The sequence below is a fragment of the Dokdonella sp. genome (genome assembly GCF_017744955.1).
Taxonomy (GTDB): Bacteria; Pseudomonadota; Gammaproteobacteria; order Xanthomonadales; family Rhodanobacteraceae; genus Dokdonella_A.
Genome location: NZ_JAGIAG010000004.1, coordinates 331,794 through 354,557 on the forward strand (window position 1 = coordinate 331,794; position 22,764 = coordinate 354,557).

The 22,764-nt window shown below is 68.8% G+C and carries 17 protein-coding genes; 12 read left to right on the forward strand and 5 right to left on the reverse strand.

Annotation, left to right across the window (positions count from 1 at the left end; translation table 11 throughout):
* Position 1: 1 nt before the first annotated feature.
* The 5 genes from J7520_RS11925 to J7520_RS11945 all read right to left on the reverse strand — a co-directional run bounded on the left by J7520_RS11925 (position 2) and on the right by J7520_RS11945 (position 4,116).
* A complete protein-coding gene (locus J7520_RS11925) occupies positions 2-1,201 on the reverse strand; it encodes a CoA transferase (RefSeq protein WP_291188513.1) in 1,200 nt (399 codons plus the stop codon).
* A 46-nt stretch (positions 1,202-1,247) separates the two neighbouring features.
* Positions 1,248-1,637, reverse strand: coding sequence for a nuclear transport factor 2 family protein (locus tag J7520_RS11930; RefSeq protein WP_291188515.1), 390 nt, complete (start codon positions 1,635-1,637; stop codon positions 1,248-1,250).
* 16 nt (positions 1,638-1,653) lie between these two features.
* Complete coding sequence (locus J7520_RS11935; protein ID WP_291188516.1) at positions 1,654-2,400, reverse strand: aspartate/glutamate racemase family protein; 747 nt, start codon at positions 2,398-2,400, stop codon at positions 1,654-1,656.
* A 255-nt stretch (positions 2,401-2,655) separates the two neighbouring features.
* Complete coding sequence (locus tag J7520_RS11940; RefSeq protein ID WP_291188518.1) at positions 2,656-2,829, reverse strand: hypothetical protein; 174 nt, start codon at positions 2,827-2,829, stop codon at positions 2,656-2,658.
* Between the two features lie 24 nt (positions 2,830-2,853).
* Entirely contained in the window at positions 2,854-4,116 is a 1,263-nt protein-coding gene (locus tag J7520_RS11945) for an MFS transporter (RefSeq protein ID WP_291188520.1), read from the reverse strand.
* A 238-nt stretch (positions 4,117-4,354) separates the two neighbouring features.
* On the opposite strand from J7520_RS11945, the gene J7520_RS11950 reads away from it, so the two are divergent.
* From J7520_RS11950 to J7520_RS12005, 12 genes are all read left to right on the forward strand, one after another.
* The gene (locus J7520_RS11950) at positions 4,355-4,831 is read left to right on the forward strand and encodes a DUF4442 domain-containing protein (RefSeq protein ID WP_291188522.1); all 477 of its coding nucleotides are present in this window, start codon (positions 4,355-4,357) and stop codon (positions 4,829-4,831) included.
* A gap of 69 nt (positions 4,832-4,900) precedes the next feature.
* The gene (locus tag J7520_RS11955; protein WP_291188524.1) at positions 4,901-6,379 is read left to right on the forward strand and encodes a choice-of-anchor Q domain-containing protein; all 1,479 of its coding nucleotides are present in this window, start codon (positions 4,901-4,903) and stop codon (positions 6,377-6,379) included.
* A gap of 91 nt (positions 6,380-6,470) precedes the next feature.
* Positions 6,471-7,649 (forward strand): TIGR03032 family protein, encoded by a 1,179-nt coding sequence (locus J7520_RS11960; RefSeq protein ID WP_291188526.1) that lies wholly within the window; start codon positions 6,471-6,473, stop codon positions 7,647-7,649.
* The gene (locus J7520_RS11965) at positions 7,646-8,152 is read left to right on the forward strand and encodes a hypothetical protein (protein ID WP_291188527.1); all 507 of its coding nucleotides are present in this window, start codon (positions 7,646-7,648) and stop codon (positions 8,150-8,152) included. The genes J7520_RS11960 and J7520_RS11965 overlap by 4 nt, the downstream gene beginning before the upstream one ends.
* A gap of 64 nt (positions 8,153-8,216) precedes the next feature.
* The gene (locus J7520_RS11970; protein WP_291188529.1) at positions 8,217-10,505 is read left to right on the forward strand and encodes a bifunctional serine/threonine-protein kinase/formylglycine-generating enzyme family protein; all 2,289 of its coding nucleotides are present in this window, start codon (positions 8,217-8,219) and stop codon (positions 10,503-10,505) included.
* Positions 10,506-10,551: 46 nt separating this feature from the next.
* Positions 10,552-11,217: a DUF502 domain-containing protein gene (locus tag J7520_RS11975; RefSeq protein WP_291188531.1), complete on the forward strand. Its 666-nt coding sequence runs from the start codon at positions 10,552-10,554 to the stop codon at positions 11,215-11,217.
* Positions 11,218-11,284: 67 nt separating this feature from the next.
* Complete coding sequence (locus tag J7520_RS11980) at positions 11,285-13,087, forward strand: M14 family metallopeptidase (protein WP_291188533.1); 1,803 nt, start codon at positions 11,285-11,287, stop codon at positions 13,085-13,087.
* 137 nt (positions 13,088-13,224) lie between these two features.
* Complete coding sequence (locus J7520_RS11985; RefSeq protein WP_291188535.1) at positions 13,225-16,143, forward strand: LysM peptidoglycan-binding domain-containing protein; 2,919 nt, start codon at positions 13,225-13,227, stop codon at positions 16,141-16,143.
* 310 nt (positions 16,144-16,453) lie between these two features.
* Entirely contained in the window at positions 16,454-16,828 is a 375-nt protein-coding gene (locus J7520_RS11990) for a hypothetical protein (RefSeq protein ID WP_291188537.1), read from the forward strand.
* 249 nt (positions 16,829-17,077) lie between these two features.
* Complete coding sequence (locus J7520_RS11995) at positions 17,078-19,111, forward strand: M13 family metallopeptidase (protein ID WP_291188538.1); 2,034 nt, start codon at positions 17,078-17,080, stop codon at positions 19,109-19,111.
* Between the two features lie 193 nt (positions 19,112-19,304).
* On the forward strand, positions 19,305-21,350 hold the full coding sequence (locus J7520_RS12000; protein WP_291188540.1) for a M13-type metalloendopeptidase: 2,046 nt from the start codon (positions 19,305-19,307) through the stop codon (positions 21,348-21,350).
* Positions 21,351-21,471: 121 nt separating this feature from the next.
* Positions 21,472-22,761, forward strand: a complete 1,290-nt coding sequence (locus tag J7520_RS12005) for a choice-of-anchor tandem repeat NxxGxxAF-containing protein (protein ID WP_291188542.1) — start codon at positions 21,472-21,474, stop codon at positions 22,759-22,761.
* Positions 22,762-22,764: the final 3 nt, after the last annotated feature.

Sequence of the window (22,764 nt, forward strand, 5' to 3'; positions counted from 1 at the left end):
CTCAGGCGACCACTCGATCGCCGTGCAGCGAGTCGATCCTGGAGACGTCGTAGCCGAGCAGGTCGGCGAGCACCGCGCGGGTATGCTGGCCGAGCAGCGGCGGCGCGCCGTACTCGGCGCCGTCGTCGATCGACAGCTTGATCGGATTGCCCGGCGCCTCCACCGCGCCGCCCTCGGGATGCGGAATCTCCACCACCATGCCGCGATGGCGCACCTGCGGATCGGACAGCGCTTCGCTGAAGCGGTTGACCGGCGCGCACGGCACGCGCACGGAGGTGAGCCGCTCGACCCAGTGCGCCGTGCTCTGCGTGGCGAAGATCTCGTTCAGCCGCGCGTCGATCACCGCCTTGTCGGCGAGGCGCCCGGGCTGCTGGCGGTACTTGGCGTCGCGGAACTCGGCGACGTCGAGCAGTTCGACCAGGCGTTCCCAGAAGCTGTCGAAGATGACCGCCACGATGATGAAGCCGTCGGCGGTGCGGTAGGTGTTGTAGGGCACGTGGACGAAGTGGCCGTTGCCGAGCGGCTCGGGGTTCTCGCCGCTCATCAGGTGCATCGTCGCCATGTAGTTCAGCATGCTGATCTGGCAATCGAGCATGCTGATGTCCACGTGCTGCCCGCGGCCGTGCCGCGAGCGCGCCTGCAAAGCCGCCAGCACGCCCATCACGGCGAACATGCCGCCGGCGAGGTCGCCGATCGGAATGCCCGAGCGCATCGGGCGATCGGCGCTCTCGCCGGTGATCGACATGCCGCCGCCGATGCCCTGCACGACCTGGTCGAACGCCGGGCGCAGGTAGTTCGGCCCGTCCTGGCCGAAGCCGGACACCGAGCAGGTGATGATGCGTTCGTTGATCTGGCTGAGGTGCGCGTGGTCGATGCCGAGCTTGGCCGTGACGCCGGCGCTGAAGTTGTCGAGCACCACGTCCGACACGCGCACCAGGTCGTGGAACACGGCGCGGCCCTGCTCCCGCTTCAGGTCGACGCAGATGCTCTTCTTGCTGCGGTTGAGCGTGATGAAATACGCACCCATGCCGTGGAACGAGTGCTTCGGATCGCCGGCCAGCAGCGCGCGCGTGCCCTCGCCGCCGATCGGTTCGACCTTGATCGTCTCGGCCCCCAGGTCCGCCAGGATCATCCCCGCGTAGGGGCCCGACAGCATGTGGGTGAGATCGAGAATGCGTATTCCGTGCAGCGCCTTGCTCATCGATGTCCTGCTCCGTGCCGTGGGCTCGCGTTCATCCGTCGATCGTTCAGCGCAGGACGTTGTCGCCGCTCATGAACACGTAGTAGCGGCGGAAGCGGCCGCCCTCGACGTAGAAGAAGTTGCAGTTGCTCAAGCGAGTCTCCTGGCCCTTGGCGTCGACCAGGCGTACGTTGAAGCGCATCGCGACAGTCTGGTTCTGCTCGTCGGCGGTGACTTCGAAATCGCCGTGCCAGATCTCCTCGAAGCCGGCGAACAGGTTCTCGAACATGCGGCGGATGGCCGCGATGCCGCCGTGCGTGAGGTGGTCGGTCTGGATCGTCACGGCGCAGTCGTCGTGGCAGCAGGCGAGCACGGCGTCCATGTTCTTGCGGTCGACGTTGCCGAAATACTTCTCGACGCCGAGGTCGATCAGTTGCTGGCGGGTGAGCTTGGACATGCGGTTACTCCTCGGGTCAGTTCGCGAAACCGTGGTAGACGGCGTCGTTGGGCGCCTGCGGCGCGGGATAGGCCTTCTTGCTGTGGCGAAGGCCCAGGGTCAGGAACATCTCGCAGAGCTTGTAGGCGACCTGGCCCGGATTGATCACGGGCACCGGCAGGCAGCCGGCGAGATAGGCGTGCGACTGGTGCATCGTGGTCGAGCCGAGCACGATCACGTCGGCGCCGTCTTCCTCGATCGCCCGATGCGCCTCGGCCTCGAGTTTCTTGAAGACGACCTCTTCCTTGCCGGCCAGCAGCTCTTCGAGGTCGGGCCGCGTCTTGATCGAACGCAGCGAGGCGACGCGCGGCCACAGGCGGTATTCGGTCAGCACCTTCTCGTAGAGCGGGAACCACTCGTCCCACATCGTGAGGATGCTGAACTTCTTGCCGAGCATGCTGGCGACGTGGAACGCCGCCTGCCCCGGCGCGATCACCGGAATGTCCAGGCGCGAACGCAGCGCCGCCAGGCCGGAATCGCTGACGGTGTCGATGCACACCGCCGCATAGCCTTCCTGCTGCGCGCGCATGCCGGCTTCGGCGACCGCGAAATCCATCAGCAGCATGTCGTAGGCGCTGTCGCCGAGCGCGGCGCCCTTCGCCACGGAGACGAATTCCGGCACGAAGCCCGGCAGCACCAGATGCGCCGGCAACTGCGACGCGCGCGCCGCGACGCCGTCGGCGCCCATCGGAATCGGAACGATGATCTTGATTCGGGACGACACGCTTGACTCCTTCCTATTGTGCAGTGCAATATGCGCAGCTAGGCTTCGTCCGCCTACCGCTGCGAGTGTTGCGACTGCCTCTAAGGCAGATTGCGTGCCAACCCTCCTCTTTCCTTTCGAATCAAATTCTTAGCCCACGCCGATCCTTCCCGGCGAGGCCCGACTCTTTCGTTCTGAAAAACGTTGCTTTCATTCTGAAAGCACGGCGGCGCTGCTGCGCTCGATCGAAGCGTGATGGCCGGACGGAGACGACGATCACACGATGCGGAACGCCGCCCGGCCGCCGCGCAGCCTTCGGTTCGTCGGATCGAGAGAAGAGAAAATCGGAACGCCGAACGTATCGGACGCGTGCGACTCCGATGCAGGCGCACCGATACCGACGACCGCCACGTCGACCGAAAGGAATGCCGCCGTCACAGCGGCATTCACCTCGATGAAGATCCGCGCAGGCGCTCAGTCGCTCCGCGCGTTGCGGCCCAGACCGAACCGCATCAACAGCCCGATCACCACGAACAACACCGCCGCGCTCAACGCCAGCGACCAGTGGATGCCGATGCGCGCGCCGACCAGCCCCACGGTGACGCCGCTGAACATGCGCATGCCGAGCGCGAACATGTTGTAGACGCCGATCGCGCGGCCGCGCATCTCGGCCGGCGCTTCGAGCTGCACCAAGGTCTGCGCCATCGCGCCGAAGGACAGCTCGACGAAGCCGGCGACGAATAGCAGCGCCAGCGCGAGCGGATAGCTCGTCGTCAGCGCGAAGCTGCCGAGCGCGACGCACCAGATCATCGCCAGCAGGCAGGCGGTGCGCGCGCGCGGCTGCAGCAGGCCGCGTGCTTCGAGTACGAAACCGGCGGTCAGCGCACCGGCGGCGTCGGCGCCGAGCAGCATGCTGTAGTAGAAATCGGCCTTGCCCTGGCCGAGGTCGTGCGCGAAGCCCGGCATCTGCGCCTGGTAGGCGTTGCCGATGAACAGCGACGCGCAGCCCGCGAGCAGGGCCATCGCCAGGATCACGCGATGCTGCGCGATTTCCGTCAACGCGCGGCCGACGTCGCCGAGCGTGCGCACCGCGCGCGTCGCGACCACCGCGCCGGCGGCGCGGAACTTCGGCCCGTACGGCGCCACCGCCAGCCACAGGATGAACGGCAGATACAGCAGCGCATTGACGAAGATGCCGAGGTTCGGCCCCAGCGCGAGCATCAGCGCGCCGCCGACGCCGGGGCCCATCAGCATGCCGAGCTGGCGCGCGGTCGCGTTCAGACGCACCGCGCTCTGCAGGTGCTCGCGCCCGACGATGTCGTGCAGCAGCAGCTGCGACGGCGGACCCCACAGCACGCCGGCGAGCCCGTGCACGATCAGCAGCGCCGCCGCGTGCCAGATCTGCAAGGCCCCGGTGACGAACAGCACGCCCCACAGGATCGACACGCCCATGAACAGCACCATGCCGAGCTGGATCATGCGGCGCGGGTCGTAGCGATCGGCGAGCGAGCCGGAATACACCGAGAACAACAGGAACGGCAGCCAGTGCGAGACCACCGCGAAGCCGCCGAGCGCCGGCGACTGGAAGTGTTCGAAGATCACCCAGTAGCTGATCACGTGCTCGATGTTGTCGGCCATCATCGCCAGGGCCGACAGCAGGAAGTACGCACGGAAGCCGGGATGGCGGAGCGCCGCGAAAGCGACGGGTGCGGGAGAAGGAGAAGCAGGAGCGTTCATGAAAATCCTATTCAATTCCGGTCAAGCGACAGCGCCTCGTGCTCGCTTCCGCGAAGGCACGACGAGTCCGGCAATCCGGAAACGGGTTGGCGCGTTGGTTGACGTGAACGCTTACGACGCCACGATCCCCGTGGCGCGCGGCGATGATACGGGCGGCCGCCTGCGCACGGCAACTCGCATCGACGCGCCGGCGCGTTCCGGTACGCTTGCGCCGGTGCCCGCTTTCCGACCCGCGACGATGAAGCCCGCCCGCCTGCGCCGCCTCATGAACCTGTGGCCGCCGTTCCTGTTCGCGGGCATCCGCGTGCTGGACATCTCCGCCGACTGGTGCCGCGCGCGCGTCGCGCTGCGCCGCCGCTGGTACAACCGCAACTACGTCGGCACGCACTTCGGCGGCAGCCTGTTCGCGATGACCGATCCGTTCTGGATGATCCTGACGATGCAGCGCCTGGGGCGCGACTACATCGTCTGGGACAAGGCCGGCGAGATCGAATTCGTCGCCCCGGGCCGCGAAGACGTCTACGCCGAGTTCGAAGTGGACGAGGCGATGCTGGAGGAAATCCGCGCCGCCACCGCGAACGGCGAGAAATACCTGCGCTGGTGCGAGACGCCCGTCGTCACCGCGAGCGGCGAAGTCGTCGCGCGCGTGCGCAAGCAGCTCTACGTGCGCGAGAAGCCGCGCCGCGCCGGCGATCCGCGACGGCCTGTCTCCTGACGACGCTCTTTTGCGCTTGGCATCCCACACCGGCGGAATTGCCGCCGGGCCGACTCACAGGGAGATGCCGTGCACCGCCATCGCAAACGTACTTTCGCTCCGCCCAGCCTCCACCTGCTCGCCGGCAGCCTCGCCGTCGCGCTCGCGCTCGGCGCGGCGAGCGGCGCCGCTGCGGCCACCGCGCTGTCGCGCGACGAGCTGCTCGACCGCGCCGGACGCGCTTCGGATGGGGAAAACCCGCTGGCCGAGCAGTGGAAACTCCGGCACCCGCCGACGCCTCCGCGCCCGCAAGGGAGCGTCACCCACCTCGTCACCAACTGCGACGACAGCGGCGCCGGCAGCCTGCGCGACGCCATTGGCGATGCGGCAAGCGGCGACACCATCGATCTGCGCGGACTGACGTGCAGCACGATCACCCTGACCACCGGCGCGCTCGCCACCGGTGTCGACGACCTGCTCCTGGTCGGTCCGGGAATGAACTCACTCAGCATCAGCGGTAACAACAGCTCGCCGGTGCTGGTCCACCTCGGCACGGGCCGCTTGGGCATCGAAGGGCTCACCGTCATCGACGGCGCCAAGTACACCAGCGGGAGCGCCAACGCCTTCGGCGGATGCGTCTACTCGCAAGGCGGCGTGCGCATGGTCGATGCCGGCGCCAAGTACTGCCTGGCGCAGGCCGACGGTACGGGCGCGGCGCGCGGCGGCGGCGTGTATGCCAGGCTCGGCGCCGAGATGCTCGACAGCGTCATCAGCGGCAACGAGGTGCGCGCCGCCAGCGCGTTTTCCGCCGGCGGCGGCTTGCACACCTACGGCGGCGTGGTCGCCAAGTACAGCATCTTCCGCAACAACGCCGCCTACTCGAGCGGCGGCAGCAGCGGCATGGGCGGCGCCGCCTCCATCGCGGGCAACGTGGCCATCGGCTTCGTCACCGTGCACGGCAACAGCGCCGAGCAGATCGGAGGTCTCGTGCTGTTCGGCGTCGGCGCCGGAACGAATCTGGAAATCGCCAATAGCACGATCACCGACAACACCGCCACCGACTCGGCCGTGGGCAGCGGCGTGTTCATCGGTCGCGACGCCATCATCAGCAACAGCACGATCACCGGCAACGTCGAGGCGAATTCTTCGCACACGAGCTACGGCGCCGGCTTGTTCGTCGCCTACGACGTCGACGTCGACCTGCGCAGCACGATCGTCTCCGGCAACCACCGGCTCGACGACACGACCAGCGTGCCATCGGACATCGGCACTCCGACCGGCAGTCTCAGCGTGGTCGGCGGCAGCCACAACCTGATCGGAGCGGCGGCGAACTTCGGCCCGATGCCGGGCGATACGCTGTTCGACGTCGATCCGCGGCTGGGTCCGCTGGCGAACAACGGCGGTCGCACGCCGACCATGCTGCCGCTGCCGCACAGCATCGCGATCAACGCCGGCAGCGGCAGCGGCGACTACGACCAGCGCGGCCTCGGCTACCCGCGCCGGGTCGGCGCCGGAGTGGACATCGGCGCGATCGAGAGCGACGTGCTGTTCGCCGACGGCTTCGACTGAAAAGACACGACGACGGCACGCCGCAGGCCGCCGGCGTGCCATCGCCTGCCTTTCGTGACAGGATGCCGGCCCGGCCATCGACAAGCCTGCCATGAGCGAACACGACGACACCGCCGCCACTGGACCCGCCCCGGAGAACCCACAGCCCAACGTCGCCGAAGTCCTCGGCAGCGTGCACACGACCAACTTCCCCGACCTGCTGCGCCAGCTCGGCGGCTGCCTCGTCGTCAGCACCTACCAGGCCGGCAAGCTGGTGATCCTCAGGCCCGACGGCGCCTCGATCAACACGCACTTCCGCACGTTCAACCGGCCGATGGGCATGGCCGCCGACGGCGAGCGGCTGGCGCTCGGCGCGGCGATCGAGATCGCCGAGTTCCGCAACATGCCGGCGGTGGCCAAGCGCCTGCAGACTCCGCCGCGGCACGACGCGGTGTACCTGGCGCGGCGCGGCCACATCACCGGCGCGATCGACATCCACGAGATGGCCTGGGACAAGCACGGCGACCTGTGGTTCGTGAACACGCTGTTCTCCTGCCTGTGCACGCTGGACACCAAGTCGAGCTTCGTGCCGCGCTGGCGGCCGCGCTTCGTCTCGCACTACGCGCCGGAGGACCGCTGCCACCTCAACGGACTGGCGATGCGGGACGGCAAGCCGCGCTATCTCACCGCGCTCGGCGAGACCAACGAGCCGCAGGGCTGGCGCAAGAACAAGCGCGACGGCGGCATCCTGATCGACATGGCCACCGACAAGGTCATCGCGCGCGGCCTGTCGATGCCGCACTCGCCGCGCTGGTACGACGACCGCCTGTGGGTGCTCGAATCGGGCCGCGGCGCGCTGGTCACGATCGATCCGAAGACCGGCGAGAAGAAGGACGTCGCGCGCGTGCCCGGCTTCGCGCGCGGGCTCGATTTCTTAGGCCCGGTCGCCTTCATCGGCCTGTCGCAGCTGCGCGAGACGAACGCGTTCACCGACATCGAGATCACCGAGGCGAACGCCGATCGCCAGAGCGGCGTGTGGGCGGTGCACATCGGCACCGGCAACACGATCGGCCTGCTCAAGTTCACCGGCGGCGTGCAGGAGATCTTCGCCGTGCAGGCACTGCCCGGCGTGCTGTTCCCGGAGATCATCCACGAGGGCGAATTCCTGACCTCCTCCTACGCACTGCCCGACGAAGCCTTGCGCGAAGTCGGCTTCACGCCGCAACCGGAAGCGCAAGCCGTGGCGACCACGGCCGCCTACGGCACCGGCACGGCAGCGGGCGACGCATGAGCGAAACCGCGCCCGCGTACGACTACGTCGTCGACTGGCCGGCGATCCGCCCCGCCGACGCCGACGCGATCCGCGCGTTCTGGCGCGCCGAAGGCGCGCTGAATGACGAGGCGCAGATGAGCGAGCGCCTGCAGCAGATCGTGCTGCACGCCGTCGACGCCGACGGCCGCGTCGCCGGCGTCTGCACCGCGCTGCCGGCGACGCCGCAGCCGCTCGGCCAGCCGGTCTATTTCTGGCGCTGCTTCGTCGGCGCGCGCTGGCGCTCGACGCCGCTGGTGATGGCGCTGCTGAAGCGCTCCTGCGTGCTGCTGGAGGAGTACGCCGCGGCGCGCGACTACCCGTGCATCGGCATCCTGCTCGAGCTGGAGAACGCGCGCTTCCGCGACAAGGGCCGCGCGGCGAGCTGGTGGAATCCGCGCTTCACCTACATCGGGCGCAGCGCGCGCGGGCTCGACCTGCGCGTGCATTACTTCAAGGGCGCCCGGCTCAAGCCGCCGGCCTGAGCGCGGCGTCCCGCGCGGGCGGCGCCGCTTCGCTAGAATCGCGGTCCGGCCCCGCGCGAACGCCATGACCCGCCTGAACCTCCCGTTCGAGATTCCCGGCTACCGGATCGTGCGCAGGCTCGGCCTCGGCGGCATGGCGACGGTGTACCTGGCCGTGCAGGAATCGCTCGGGCGCCAGGTCGCGGTCAAGGTGCTGGCCAGCGAGCGCGCGCCGGACGACGAGATCGCACGCCGCTTCCAGCACGAGGCGCGCACGATCGCGCGGCTCGACCATCCGCACATCGTCAGCATCTACGAGGTCGGCCGCACCTCCGACGGCAGCATCTACTACACGATGCCGTACCTCGCCAACGGCGACCTGTTGTCGCGCAACCTGCGCGAGGATCCGCAGCGCGTGCTCGAGGTCGTGCGCGCGGTCGCCGAGGCGCTCGGCTTCGCCCACGACCAGGGCATCGTGCATCGCGACGTGAAGCCGGAGAACGTGCTGTTCGACAAGCTCGACCGGCCGATGCTGGCCGACTTCGGCATCGCGCTCAGCTCCACGCGCGCGCCGCGGGTGACGCGCGAAGGCGCCACGATCGGCTCGTCCGGCTACATGAGCCCGGAGCAGGCGCGCGGACAGTCGCTGGACGGGCGTTCGGACCTCTACAGCCTCGGCGTGGTCTGCTACGAACTGCTGACCGGCGAGCTGCCCTACCAGGGTGCCGACTCGCTCTCGGTCGCGCTGGCGCACATCGAGAAGCCGGTGCCTCGCCTGCCGCTGACGCGCCGGCTGTGGCAGCCGCTGATCGACAAGGCGCTGGCGAAGACGCCCGACGCGCGTTTCCAGAGCGCCGAGGAAATGCTCGCCGCGCTCGCGCTGATCGAGAAGCGGCTGGCGGCGCCGCCGCAGTTCGCGCTGTCGCGATGGTCGATGGCGCTGATCGAGCGCCTGGTGGCGATCCCGCGCCAGCGGCGCGCGATCGCGCTCGGCATCGGCATGCTGGTCGCGCTGGCAGGCCTGCTCGCGCTGCTGCCGCACCGGCCGGACCGCGCGGTGCCGCCGACGGCGGCACCGGCGCCCCCGGCCGCCTCGCACGCCGCGGCGAACGACGCGGCGCCTCCTTCGACCGATGCGCCGGCCGCCGGATCCGAGCAGGCGCCCGAGGAGGCCGCATCGCCCCCGGTCGACGACGCGCAAGCGAAGGACGACGCGCGCGCGCAGCGCCTGAAGGACGCCGCTGCGCTGATCGCGCGCGGGCAGCTGGTCGCTCCCGCCGGCGACAACGCGGCCGAGCGCTATCTCGACATCCTCGCCGAGGAGCCGCGCCAGCGCGATGCGCTGAAGGGCATCGCACACGTGTTGAACCTGCTCGCCACGCGCGCGGCGAAGGCGATCGAGGGCCGCGACGTGCAGGCGGCGATCGAACCGATCGGCGCCGGCATCTCACTGGCCGAACGCGCGCAGCTCGGCGACGGCCCGGCCTTCGTCGCGTTCGCCGCGCCGATCCGGCGCGCGGTCGAGCAGCGCCGCGCGCGCAGCGGCGGCGATCCGTTCGACACCGCGCAGGCGCGTGCGCTGCAACCGTTGCAGGGGGTGCTGAGCAAGCTCGACCCGCCGCTCGCGCGCGTGCTGCAGGACGACCTCGACCGTCCGCAGCGGCTGCTCGCCGAAGGCGGCGCGTTCCGCGACGTCGACGGTCCGCCGCTGGTCATCGTGCCGGGCCTGCTCGCCGCCGCCGGACACGTGGAGAACGCCTTCGCGGTGTCGACCGGCGACATCACGCGCGGCGCCTACGAACGCTTCGTCGAGAGCACCGGCCGCGCCACCGCGCCGTGCCGCGAGTCGCAGCGCCTGTTCGCGCGCGACGGCCTCAGCTGGCGTGCGCCCGGCTTCACCCAGGCCGACGACCACCCGGTCGTCTGCGTCAGCTGGGAAGACGCCAGCGCATACGCGAGCTGGCTCAGCCGCAAGACCGGCGCGCGCTATCGCCTGCCGACCCAGCGCGAATGGCTGCTGCTGGCGCAGCCCGCCGAAGCCGGCACCGCCTGTGGCGCCGCCAACCTCGCCAAGCGCTCCAACTGCGACGACGGCTATGCGCAGACCGCGCCGGTCGGCCGCTTCGCGACGACGCCGCCGGGCGTGTACGACATCGCCGGCAACGTCAGCCAATGGATCGACGGCTGCGCGAAACCGGGCGCCGGCGAATGCGGCGAACGCAGCTTCCGCGGCCTGTCCTGGCGCGACGACGGCGACGAATCCAACCTCGCGCGCGTCGGCCTGAGCGCGGGCGACGTCGGCTACGCGAGCGTCGGTTTCCGCCTCGTGCGCGAGCTGCCTCAGCCCGACGCCGAGCGCCGCGAACAGCGGTAGAACGGATGCGTACGAGCGCATCGCGCTCGGCTACACTCGCGCGGCCATGCGTCCGCTCTACGTCCAGCGCTATCTGCTCACCGGCCTGCTCACGTTCATTCCGATCTGGCTGACCTGGATCGTGTTCAAGTCGATCTTCTCGCTGCTCTCGCAGGTCAACCTGCCGTGGGTCGCGGCGCTGTTCGACGCGCTGGCCGGCGTGTTCCCGGAAACGCTCGGGCACTTCAACCAGGAATGGCTGACCTCCCTGCTCGCCTTCGCGGTCACGCTCATCGCGCTGTATGCGATGGGCTTCGCCGTCAGCCACGTGTTCGGCCGGCGCCTACTCGGCGCGTTCGAGCGCGTGATCGACCGCATCCCGGTCGCGCACAGCATCTACGGCGGCGCGAAGAAGCTGATGGGCATGCTGCAGAGCAAGCCGGGCGGCACGCAGCGCGTCGTGCTGATCGACTTCCCGTCGCCGCAGCTGAAGTCGATCGGCTTCGTCACGCGCGTGTTCCGCGACGCCGGCGGCGCCGAACTCGCCGCGGTGTACGTGCCGACCACGCCGAATCCGACCGGCGGCTACCTGGAGATCGTGCCGATCGAGCGGCTGATCGCCACCGACTGGAGCGTCGACCAGGCGATGGCCTTCATCCTCTCCGCCGGCGCGGCGGGGCCGGACACCTTGCCGTTCACCGTCGGCGCGACGAACCGGCCGCTGCCCGACTGAGCGTCGTCGTGCGCGGACGCGCGGCGTACCATCGCGGACTTCCGCCGCTGCCGCGTACCGTTCCGCGATGAGAATTCCCGCCCCGCTGCGACACTTTCCGCTGTTGTGCCTGCTCTTCGGCTGGGTGCCGGCGACGTCGGCCGACTGGACCACGCCGGCCGAACGCGCCGAATTCGCGACGACGCCGTCGTACGCGCAGACGCGCGCGTACCTCGAACGCCTCGCCGCGTCCGCGCCGGAACGGATCCGGCTGACGCGCTTCGGCGTCTCGCCGGAAGGCCGCGACCTGATGCTGGTGGTCGCGGCGAAGGACGGCGAGTTCACGCCGGAAGCGGCACGCGCCTCGGGCAAGGAGATCGTGCTGGTGCAGTCCGGCATCCACGCCGGCGAGATCGAGGGCAAGGACGCCGCGCTGATGCTGCTGCGCGACCTGCGCGCCGGCGCGAAGCACGCGCGCCTGCTCGACCACGCGATCCTGGTCTGGCTGCCGATCTTCAACGTCGACGGCCACGAGAACGCGCATCCGTACAACCGCATCAACCAGAACGGGCCGCGCGAGATGGGTTTCCGCGCGACCGCGCAGAACCTCAATCTCAATCGCGACTACATCAAGGCCGACGCGCCGGAAATGCGCGACTGGCTGGCGATGTTCGACGCCTGGCAGCCGGACCTGTTCTTCGACATCCACACCACCGACGGCGCCGACTACCAGTACGACCTGACCTGGTACCTGGAGGAATGGGGCCCGCTGCATCCGGCGGTGAAGCGCTGGCAGAGCGAGGCGTTCGCGCGCTCGATCCTGCCGGACTTCGAGAAGCGCGGGCATCTCGCCGCGCCGTATCTCGAACTGGTCGACCATCGCGACCTCGGCAAGGGCATCGCCAACTTCGGCTCCGGCGCGCGCTTCTCGACCGGCTACGTCGCCCTGCGCAACCGCGCCGCGATGCTGGTCGAGACGCACATGCTCAAACCTTACGCCACGCGCGTGCGCGCGACCTACGACCTGATCGTCGCGACGCTGGCGCACCTCGACCGCCATCCGGGCGACCTGCGCAAGGCGGTGACACAGGCCGACGCCGACACCGTCGCGCGCGTGCGCGACGCGCAGGCGAGCCTGCCGGTCGCGTTCCGCACCAGCGACCGCTCCGAGCCGTTCACGCTGAAAGGCTACGCGTTCGAGCACGAGGCCAGCGCGATCTCCGGCGACCGCTGGGTCCGCTACGACCCGCGCACGCCGAAGACCTACACGATTCCGTTCTTCCGCGACCTGGTGGCGACGGAAACCGTGCGGCTGCCGGCGGCCTATCTGGTGCCGGCGAGCTGGCCGCAGATCGCCGACAAGCTGCGCCAGCACGGCATCCGTTTCGAGCGCGTCGAGCAGCCGCTGCACCTGCGCATCGAGCGCTACCGACTCGACGCGCCGCGCTGGGACGAAAAGCCGTTCGAGAGCCGCCACTGGCTGCGCGATTTCGCTTCGAGCACCGAGACGGCGGACGCCGACTTCGCCGCCGGCGCGATCTTGATACCGCTGGACCAGCCGGCCGCGAACGTCGCGGTGAACCTGCTCGAACCGCGCGCCGCCGATTCGCTGCTGCACTGGGGGTTCTTCGACACGATCTTCGAGCAGAAGGAATACGCCGACGCGCGCGTGGCCGAACGTCTCGCGCGCGAGATGCTGGCGAAGGATCCGGCGCTGAAGAGCGAGTTCGAGGCGAAGCTCGCCGCCGATGCCGCGTTCGCGAAATCGCCGGCCGCGCGGCTGGCGTTCTTCTACGAGCGCTCGCCGTGGTACGCGATGCAGAAGATCGGCGCCTATCCGGTCGTACGGCTCGACGCCGCGGCGCTGGCGAAGGCGCGCGCGCCGCGCTGACCTCTGCACGAAGGGGAAATTTCCGGACGCACGCTTCGGTGACGCGCGTGTGACAAAGCGACCTATCGCTTTCCCCAATCCCGGCGGCGCCGCGGCTGCGGTGCAATCGCGACCTCCCCTCGCCCGAGCTCGCCGCCATGTCGCCGCCGATCAACAGTCCTTCGCGTCCGCAGACGCCCGCCCAGACGCCGGCGCCACCGCCGCAGAACGACGAACACGTCGTCGAGCGCGGCGACACGCTCGACGGCATCGCCAGGCAGCACGCCACCGACGTGCCGACGCTGCAGAAACTCAATCCGCAGATCCGCAATCCGGACGTGATCAATCCCGGCGATCGCGTGAAGCTGCCGAAGGCGGCGGCGAACGATCCGGCCGACACGCAGGTGCAGCCGCCGGTGCAGCAGACGCCGCCGGCGCAGACGCCGAAGACGCCGGAAGCGGCGCGCGTCGACGGCGCGCTCAAGGAAGTCTCGCGCACGCAGGGCGAACTCGCCTACCACAAGCAGGAAGTCGCGCGCGGCAACGAAGCGATGAAGGCCGACGTGCGCGACCTCGACCGCCAGCTCACCAGCGCGCAGAAGGAATTGAAGACGGCGGTCTCGGCCGAGATCGACGCCGGCGTCGGCGCCAAGGCGGACGACGCCGCGGTCGCCAAGGCCGGCCAGGACATCGCCGCGCGCTACACCGATCCGAACGACCAGAAAGCCGTCACCGACGCCGTCGCCGGCATCCGCACCGAGCGCCAGGCGCAGGGCATCGTCGCCGCGGCGCAGGCGAAGGGCAATCCGAGCGACGCGGTGAAGGCGCTCGGCACCGGCACCGCCAACGTGCCGCAACCGGTCAAGGACGCCGTGCTGGCCGACCCCGGCGCGAAGAAGATCCTCGCCGACGCCGCGGCATGGGTGAACCAGCCGCTGACCGACAAGCCGTCGAACGGCACGCTGCCGCAAGGCCAGACCGCCTCGTCGATGCAGCGCCTCGAGCAGATCACGCAGGGCCTCGACAAGCAGACCGCGGCGGCGCTGGTCGAGCAGACGCTGCCCGGTTACGAAGCCTTCGCCAAGGCGAACGCCGATCACTTCGGCGGCGGCTCGCCGCTCGGCATGCAGGGTGTGACCCACCTGATGAACGTGACCAGCCGCATCGCCGGCACGCCGCAGGGCGACGCGGCGATCGCGCGCTACGCCGGCAGCGGCGCGTGGCACATCGATGCCGTGCGCAATGCGATCGGCAACGGCGCCGATCCGGCCTACGCGATCGAGCTCGCCAGGCAGATGAAGGCGGCCGGCAGCGATCCGAAGATCGTCGTGCAGAACATCAATGACGGCATCACCCAGCGCGACCTGTCGAAGATCGCCGACGGCGAGAGCCCGGCGGCGACGCTCGACGTCGCCAAGCGCATGGAAGCGGCCGGCGTCGACGCCACCGGCGTGGTCAAGGTCGCCACCGACGGCGTGCAGAAGTTCAAGGACAAGGTCGCCGACGACGTCAAGAAGCTCGCCCAGCACGACGCCGAACTGTCGTGGCTGGTGCAGAACGACGGCGCCGGGCTGTCGCCGCAGCAGCTCAACAAGGCAGTGGCCGACTACCGCGCGGGCAAGGGCGCCGACTGGCAGGCCGAGGAAACCAAGCTGCGCCAGCAGGTCGCCGCCGACGGTACCAAGCTGACCGAGCAGATGATCGCGCTGAACGAGAAGGCGCCGACGGGCGCGGCGCCGGCGATCGACGACGCGCTGAAGAAGATCGCCGACGATCCTTCGGCGGGCCTGGCGATCTCGACCGCGCTGCAGACCGACCCGAAGCTGGCCGACGACACGCACGCGGCCAGCATGGCGAACCTGTTCGCGTTCTCCAAGCTCGGCGACGTCGCGCGCAAGTTCACCAATGAAGCGGCATCGGCCTACGTGCGCACGCACGTGCTCGACAAGATGCAGGGCGTGAACCTGCACGATCCGGCCAGCGTCGCCGCGGCGAAGCAGGCGATCGGCGACCTGAAGAACGAGAACTTCGCCAAGCTGCTCGGCGTCACCAAGGGCGATCTCGACAAGGCCGTGAAGGCGGTCGAGGACGCCGTCGGCAAGGCCGGCAGCACGCCGGCCGAGATGAACAAGGCGCTGCAGGACCTCAACAAGAAGCTCGACACCGACGCCGCGCTGTCGAAGACCTTCAACAAGGAAACCGTGCCGGGCCAGCTGCTGCGCGGCGTCGGCGTCGCGTTCGCCGGCGCCAGCCTGTACAACTCGTACAACAAGGCCGCCGCCAATCCGGGCGACATCCAGAACGACCTCAAGCTCGTGCTCGACGCGGCCGGCTTCGCGCAGAAGAACGCCGAGGTCCTGGTCGGCCTCGGCGCGGTCGACAAGGCCTCCAAGCTCGGCCAGTTCGGCGGCGAATGGAAACTCGCCGCGCGCGCTACCGCCGGCGACCTGATCGCCGGCGTGTCGGCGGTGTTCGACGGCATCAGTGCGGTGCGCTCGGGCTTCGGCATCGGCACCGCGCAGGACACCGGCAATGCGATCTTCTCGGCGACCACCGCGGTCGGCGGCGCGCTGACGGTGGCGCCGGCGTTCGGCGCGGCCGCCTGGCTCGGCCCGGTCGGCCTCGGCGTGACCGCGGTCGGCGTGGTCGGCAAGCTGGCCTACGACGCGATCAAGAACGCGCACCAGTACGAGGGCGCTTCCGAGAAGTTCCTGATCTCGGCCGGCTACAACGACAAGGCGGCGGCCGCACTGAGCAAGCAGGGCGGCGTGCTCAGCGGCGCGGCCGGCAGCGGCCAGTTGCCGTTCCTGCAGAAGTACGCTGAACTCAAGCACGTGCCGGCCGATCGATTGCAGTCGTGGATCAACAGCCTTTCGCCGGATCAGGTGGAGCAGTTGTCCAAGCGCGTGCTGCAGACCGCCGGCGACAGCGAGGGCGATCCGGGCCGCTTCTCCGACGGTCCGGCGCAGACCAAGATCATCGCCACCGGCAGTCCGTTTCCGGCTCAGGTGACCTTGGCCAATACGGTGGGGGTGTTCGAGAAGTATCTCGACGGCGACGGCGTGCCGCATCTTTGAGAGGGGGCTTTCGTGTAGTCGAATGGGATTTTTCCTTGCAGCTGTCGGAATGAAACGCTCCACTCCGCAGGCCCTCACCCGCGCCTGCGGCGCGACCTCTCCCGCGAGCGGGAGAGGTGAACACCATCGCTTTCCCTTCTCCCACTAGTGGGAGAAGGTGGCCCGAAGGGCCGGATGAGGGAAACTCGAAGTGAAGCACTCCACGCCGACTCCCCTCACCCGCGCCTGTGGCGCGACCTCTCCCGCAAGCGGGAGAGGTGAAAACCGATCCGATTCATTACCGGCACTACAAGCCCCAGCACCGAACCGCATGAACGTCTGCCCGCACTGCCACTCCAACCACTGCCTGCCGCTGTGGCGCAAGCTCTGCCTCGGCCCCGCCGGCAGCACGCGCTGCCGCGTGTGCGGTTTGAAGATCGCGATCGTCGCCGGCAAGGCCTGGCCGGTCATGCTGGCCGGACTGGCGGCGATCCTCTCGATGGTCGTGCTGGCCGGTTTCTCCGAATTCATCGCCGCGGCCGACCTGCGCCGATGGCTGGCGCTGTTCGCGGCCGTCCTGCTCGCCTGCATCGCGCTCTACGCCGTGCGCGTGCCGCTGCGCGTGGACGAACTCAGCAACGCCGATCTCGTCGCCCGGGGCCGTGCGGAAGTCGCCGCACGCAAGCGCGCCGGCGCCGGCGGCTGATCCCGGCGGCGCGGGCCGCAGTGACCTTCGACACTGTGCCGCTCCCGGGCCGGCGCATAGCCTTGCGCCACGCTTTCGGGGAGGCGTGACAGATCGGCCGTTCGATTCGGCGCGCGCGGGTACCGCGCACCGATCCGGCCCCGTGGCTGCGAATCCGGCGGAAATCCGCCGACCGCACGAGCCGGGCCGCCCAGGCCTTAAACTATGCGGTTTACCTCCCTTTTCACCGAACGATACGGAGTCTCTCCCATGCGGAAACCTTTGAATCTCGCGCTGGCGATCTGCGCGGCCCTGTCCACCGGCGCTGTCGGCGCCGCCTCGGCTCCGTCGTTCGACGTCAAGGATCTCGACGCGAAGATCAGTCCCTGCGTCGACTTCAACGGCTTCGTCAACGCCAAGTGGGTCGCCGCCAATCCGATTCCGGCCGACCGCACGCGCTGGGGCGCGTTCGACGCCCTGCGCGAGGCGAGCCTGCAGACGCAGCGCGGCATCGTCGAGAAGGCCGCGCGCGAGGCGAACAAGGCCAAGGCCGGCTCGATCGAGCAGAAGATCGGCTGGTTCTACCGCTCGGGCATGGCCGAGGGCGCGATCGAGAAGGCCGGTTTCACGCCGATCAAGGGCGAGCTCGCGAAGATCGACGCGCTGAAGTCGCCGGCCGACATCGCCGGCTACGTCACCGACAGCTTCGCGCAAGGCCACGGCTCGCTGTTCTACATGGGCGCCAGCGCCGACTACAAGAACTCGAAGGTGCAGATCGCCTACACCTACCAGGGCGGGCTCGGCCTGCCGACCTCGGAGTACTACGCCAAGCCCGACTACGCCAAGACGCGAGAGAGCTACAAGGCGCACATCGCGAAGGTACTCGAGCTGACCGGCGTCAAGGCGCCGGAGGCGAAGAAGCAGGCCGAGCAGGTACTCGCGTTCGAGACGCGCCTGGCCGCCGCCTCGCTCGCGCCGGTCGAGCTGCGCAAGCCGGAGAACCAGTACCACTTCATCAGCCTCGCTGACGCCGACAAGGCGACGCCGAATTTCTCGTGGACGAAGTTCTTCGCCGCGCAGAAGGCCGACATCCAGGGCGGCTTCTCGCTGTCGCAGCCGAAGTTCTTCGCCGAGATCGACAAGATGCTGGTCGACGTGCCGGTCGAGCAGTGGCAGGCGTATCTGCGCTTCCATGCGATCGATTCGGCCTCGCCGTATCTGTCCAAGCCGTTCGCGGAAGAGAACTTCGCCTTCTACAGCAAGACGCTGAACGGCCAGAAGGCGATGGAGCCGCGCTGGAAGCGCGTGCTCGGCAGCGTCAACGAGGGCATGGGCATGGCGCTCGGCGAACTCTACGTCGCCGAGGCGTTCCCGCCGGAATCCAAGCAGCGCGCGATGCAGCTGGTCACCAACGTCAACGCGGCGCTGAAGACGCGCATCGAACATCTGGACTGGATGAGCGAGGAGACCAGGAAGAAGGCGCTGGAGAAGTGGTCGACCTTCCTGCCGAAGATCGGCTATCCGGACAAGTGGCGCGACTGGTCCGGCCTGACCGTCTCGGCCGACGACTACTTCGCCAACGTGCTCGCCGCGACGAAGTACAACTACGAGTACGATGTCGCCAAGATCGGCAAGCCGACCGACCGCCTCGAGTGGGGCATGACGCCGCAGACCGTCAACGCCTACTACAACCCGACCGACAACACGATCAACTTCCCGGCCGCGATCCTGCAGCCGCCGTTCTTCGACGCGCACGCCGACGACGCGCTCAACTACGGCGGCATCGGCGCGGTGATCGGCCACGAGGCGACGCACGGCTTCGACGACGAAGGCAGCCAGTTCGACGCGCAGGGCAACAACGCCAACTGGTGGACGAAGGACGACCGCGAGAAGTTCGACGGCCGCACCGCCAAGCTGGTGGCGCAGTTCAACGAGTACCAGCCGCTGCCGGGCAAGCGCGTCAACGGCGAGCTGACGCTCGGCGAGAACATCGCCGACCTCGGCGGCGCCAACGTCGCCTTCGACGCGCTGCAGATCGCGCTGGCGAAGAACCCGGGCGAGAACGAGAAGAAGATCGACGGCTACACGCCGGACCAGCGCTTCTTCCTCAACTTCGGCCGCATCTGGCGCGGCAGCACCCGGCCGGAGCGCCAGGAGGTGCTGCTGAACTCCGATCCGCATTCGCCGGCGCAGTACCGCGCGATCGGTGCGCCGTCGAACATGCCCGCGTTCGCCGAGGCGTTCCAGTGCAAGACCGGCGACGCGATGGTGCGCGACGGCGACAAGCAGGTGAAGATCTGGTGATCCCACGCCCGGCGGGCCGTCGAGAGACGGCCTGCCGGGCGAATCGACGACGCACACCGTCGACTCGCCGAGTCGAGAAGGTGCGGGAAAGCGCTTCCTCGACATCTCGCCGGACCGTACGCGTCGTCGCGCGCGGTCCTGCGCCGGACGCGATCGTACGGCGCTTTTTCTCTTCGATGTCCGAGGTCTCCCGATGTCACGTTTCGCTCCCAAGCTCCTCGCTTCCGCTCTCACGCTGGCGCTTGCCGCCGAGGCCGGCGCCGCGCCGGCTGCTCCTCCGTCGGTATTCGACGTGTCCGATCTCGACGCGAACGTCTCCGCCTGCGCCGACTTCAACGCCTACGCGAACGGCAAATGGATCGCCGCCAATCCGATCCCGGCCGACAAGACGCGCTGGGGCGCGTTCGACGAACTGCGCGAACAGAGCCTCGCCGCGCAACACAAGCTCGTCGGCGCGGCCGACAAGAACGCCGAGCAGGCGCAGGCCGGATCGATCGAGCAGAAGATCGGCTGGCTGTATCGCTCCGGCATGGACGAGACGGCGATCGAGAAAGCCGGATGGACGCCGATCAAGCCCGATCTCGACGCGATCGCCAAGCTGAAGAACGGCGCCGACGTCGCCGCGTGGCTCGGTAAAACCTTCGCGCAAGGCAACGGCATCGGCTTCCGCTTCGGTCCCGGCGCCGACTTCAAGAACGCCAGCCGCCAGATCGCGTTCGCGGGACAAGGCGGACTCGGCCTGCCGACGCCCGACTACTACACCAAGGACGAACACAAGGCGATCCGCGCCGCCTACCTCGCGCATCTGGCCAAGCTGTTCGAACTGACCGGCACGAAGCCCGCCGACGCGAAGAAGAAGGCGGACGGCGTGCTCGCGTTCGAGACGCGCCTGGCGAAGGCGTCGCTGTCGCGCGTCGAGCTGCGCGATCCGAAGAACCAGTACCACTTCGTCGGCGTCGCCGAAGCGAACAAGATCACGCCGCACCTGGACTGGGCCGCGTTCTTCAAGACGCTCGACGTCGCGCCCGGCGACGGCTTCTCGCTGTCGCAGCCGAAGTTCTTCGCCGAGTTCGACGCGATGCTCGCCGGCGTACCGGCGGCGCAGTGGCGCGACTACCTCGCCGCGCGCACGCTCGACGAGGCCGCGCCGTATCTGTCCAAGCCGTTCCAGGATGCGAGCTTCGAGTTCCGCGACAAGACGCTGAACGGCCAGCCCGAGCAGCGCGCGCGCTGGAAGCGCGTGCTCGACGCCGTCAACGACGGCATGGGCATGGCGCTCGGCCAGCTGTACGTGAAGGAATACTTCCCGCCGGCGGCGAAGGCGCGCGCGCTCGCGCTGGTGAACAACGTCAACGGCGCGATGAAGGCCCGCCTGGAAAAGCTCGATTGGATGAGCGAGGAGACGCGCAAGAAGGCGCTCGACAAATGGGCGACCTTCCTGCCGAAGATCGGCTATCCAGACCAGTGGCGCGAGTGGAGCGGCCTTGCGATCGTGCCGGACGACTACGCGGCGAACCTGCGCGCGGCGGCCGCGTTCAACTACCGCTACCAGCTCGACAAGATCGGCAAGCCTACCGACCGCTACGAATGGGGCATGACGCCGCAGACGGTCAATGCCTACTACAGCGCCGGCACCAATACGATCAACTTCCCGGCCGCGATCCTGCAGCCGCCGTTCTTCTACGCCGACGGCGACGACGCGATCAACTACGGCGGCATCGGCGCGGTGATCGGACACGAATCGGGCCACGGCTTCGACGACAAGGGCAGCCAGTTCGACGGCGCCGGCAACAACGAGAACTGGTGGACGAAGGAGGATCGCGACCGCTTCGAGCAGCGCACCGCCAAGCTCGTCGCGCAGTTCGACGCCTACGTGCCGCTCGCCGACCATCCCGACCAGCACGTCAACGGCAAGCTGACGCTCGGCGAGAACATCGGCGACCTCGGCGGCCTCGCCTTCGCCTACGACGCGATGAAGAAGGCGAGCGAAGGCAAGCCCGATCCGAAGATCGACGGCCTCACGCGCGAGCAGCGCTTCTTCCTGAACTGGGCGCGCGTGTGGCGCGGCAACATCCGCGACAAGGCGCAGCTCGTGCTGCTCAACACGGATCCGCACGCGCCGGCGAAATTCCGCGCGATCGGCGCGCCGTCGAACATGCCGGCGTTCGCCGAGGCGTTCCAGTGCAAGGCCGGCGATGCGATGGTGCGCGACGGCGACAAGCAGGTGAAGATCTGGTGATCGCTGCGCGAGGCTGCGCTATGTGCGCAGCCTCGCAGCGTGATCTTTCGGGGGTTTTCTTTCCGGCCTCGTAACGCTAGGTTCCCGGCTCCACCCTGAAATCCGTGGAGTTCTCGAACCCATGAAGACCCGCCTCGTTCTCTCGCTTCTCGCGTCGGCCGTCGCCGCCAGCGCAGCGGCCGAAGTACCGCAATACACCCAATTCGAACTGCAGGCGCGCAGCAACCTGCTCGTCAACGACGAAGGCTTCAACCTGCCGCCCGGCACCTCGTTCAACAGCATCTCGCCGGCCATCAACGACGCGCAGCAGGTCGCGTTCACGGCCGGCGTCGTCCCGATCGACGGCGACCAGTCGCACACCGGCGGCGGGGTGTGGCTCGGCGCTCACGGCGAAGGCGCGATCGTCGCCCTGCACGAGCTGCCGCCCGGCGGCGATCCGGAGGATCCGCCGTTCATGATCGTCGCCGACACGCCCGGACTGAACGCGTCCGGCATGATCGCCTACTACACCAGCGTCGGCGGCGGAACCTACACGCTGCGCAAGTACGATCCGGCCACCGGCGAATCCAATCCGGTCAGCCTGCTGCCGATGACGCCGTCGGCGATCGCCAGCCCGACCATCGCCGACGACGGCCTGATCGGCTTCAGGGCCAGCATGAACGCCGGCTACGGCATTGCGACGGCCGGCAACGGCTCGACGACGATCTACGCGGTCAGCACCGGCGTCGACGAGACCAGCCCGTATGCATTCATCTACTCGCCGGCGATGGACAACGCGCATCGCATCGCCAGCAAGGTCAGCACCTCGGACTACAACCACAACGAGATCCGCCTGTTCAACGGCCCGGACCAGAGCGAGCTCGTCGTCGCCGACCAAGCCACCGATGCGGCTTCGCCGTTCGCCGGCTTCGACAACAACCTCGGCCTCAATCAGCAGAACGCGATCGCGGTCACGGTCAAGCTCGCCGACGGCAACGTGCGCGCGCTCTACCGTTTCACGCCGGGCGACGGCGCCTACGTCGCGACCGAGATCGCACGCGTCGACCCCGCCGGGACGATCCGCGACATCGAGTCCTTCGCGCCCGCGATCAACGACGCCGGCCTCGTCGCGTTCCGCGCCAAGGACGAGAACGGTCAGGCGATCTACGTCGGCGACGGCAAGTCGCTGGTGCGCGTGATCGGCAAGGGCGACGTCGTCGCGACCGACCTGGGCAGCGCGCAGATCGGCCAACACGACGATTCGCCGGTGTTCAGCGGCAAACCGGCGATCAACGGCCTCGGCGACGTCGCGTTCATCGCGGGCGTCCATCCGGAAGGCGACAACCAGGTCGAATGGGGCAGCGGCGTCTTCGTCGCCTATGCGCCGACCGACGACACGATCTTCCGCGACGGCTTCGACGCGACACCGTGACCA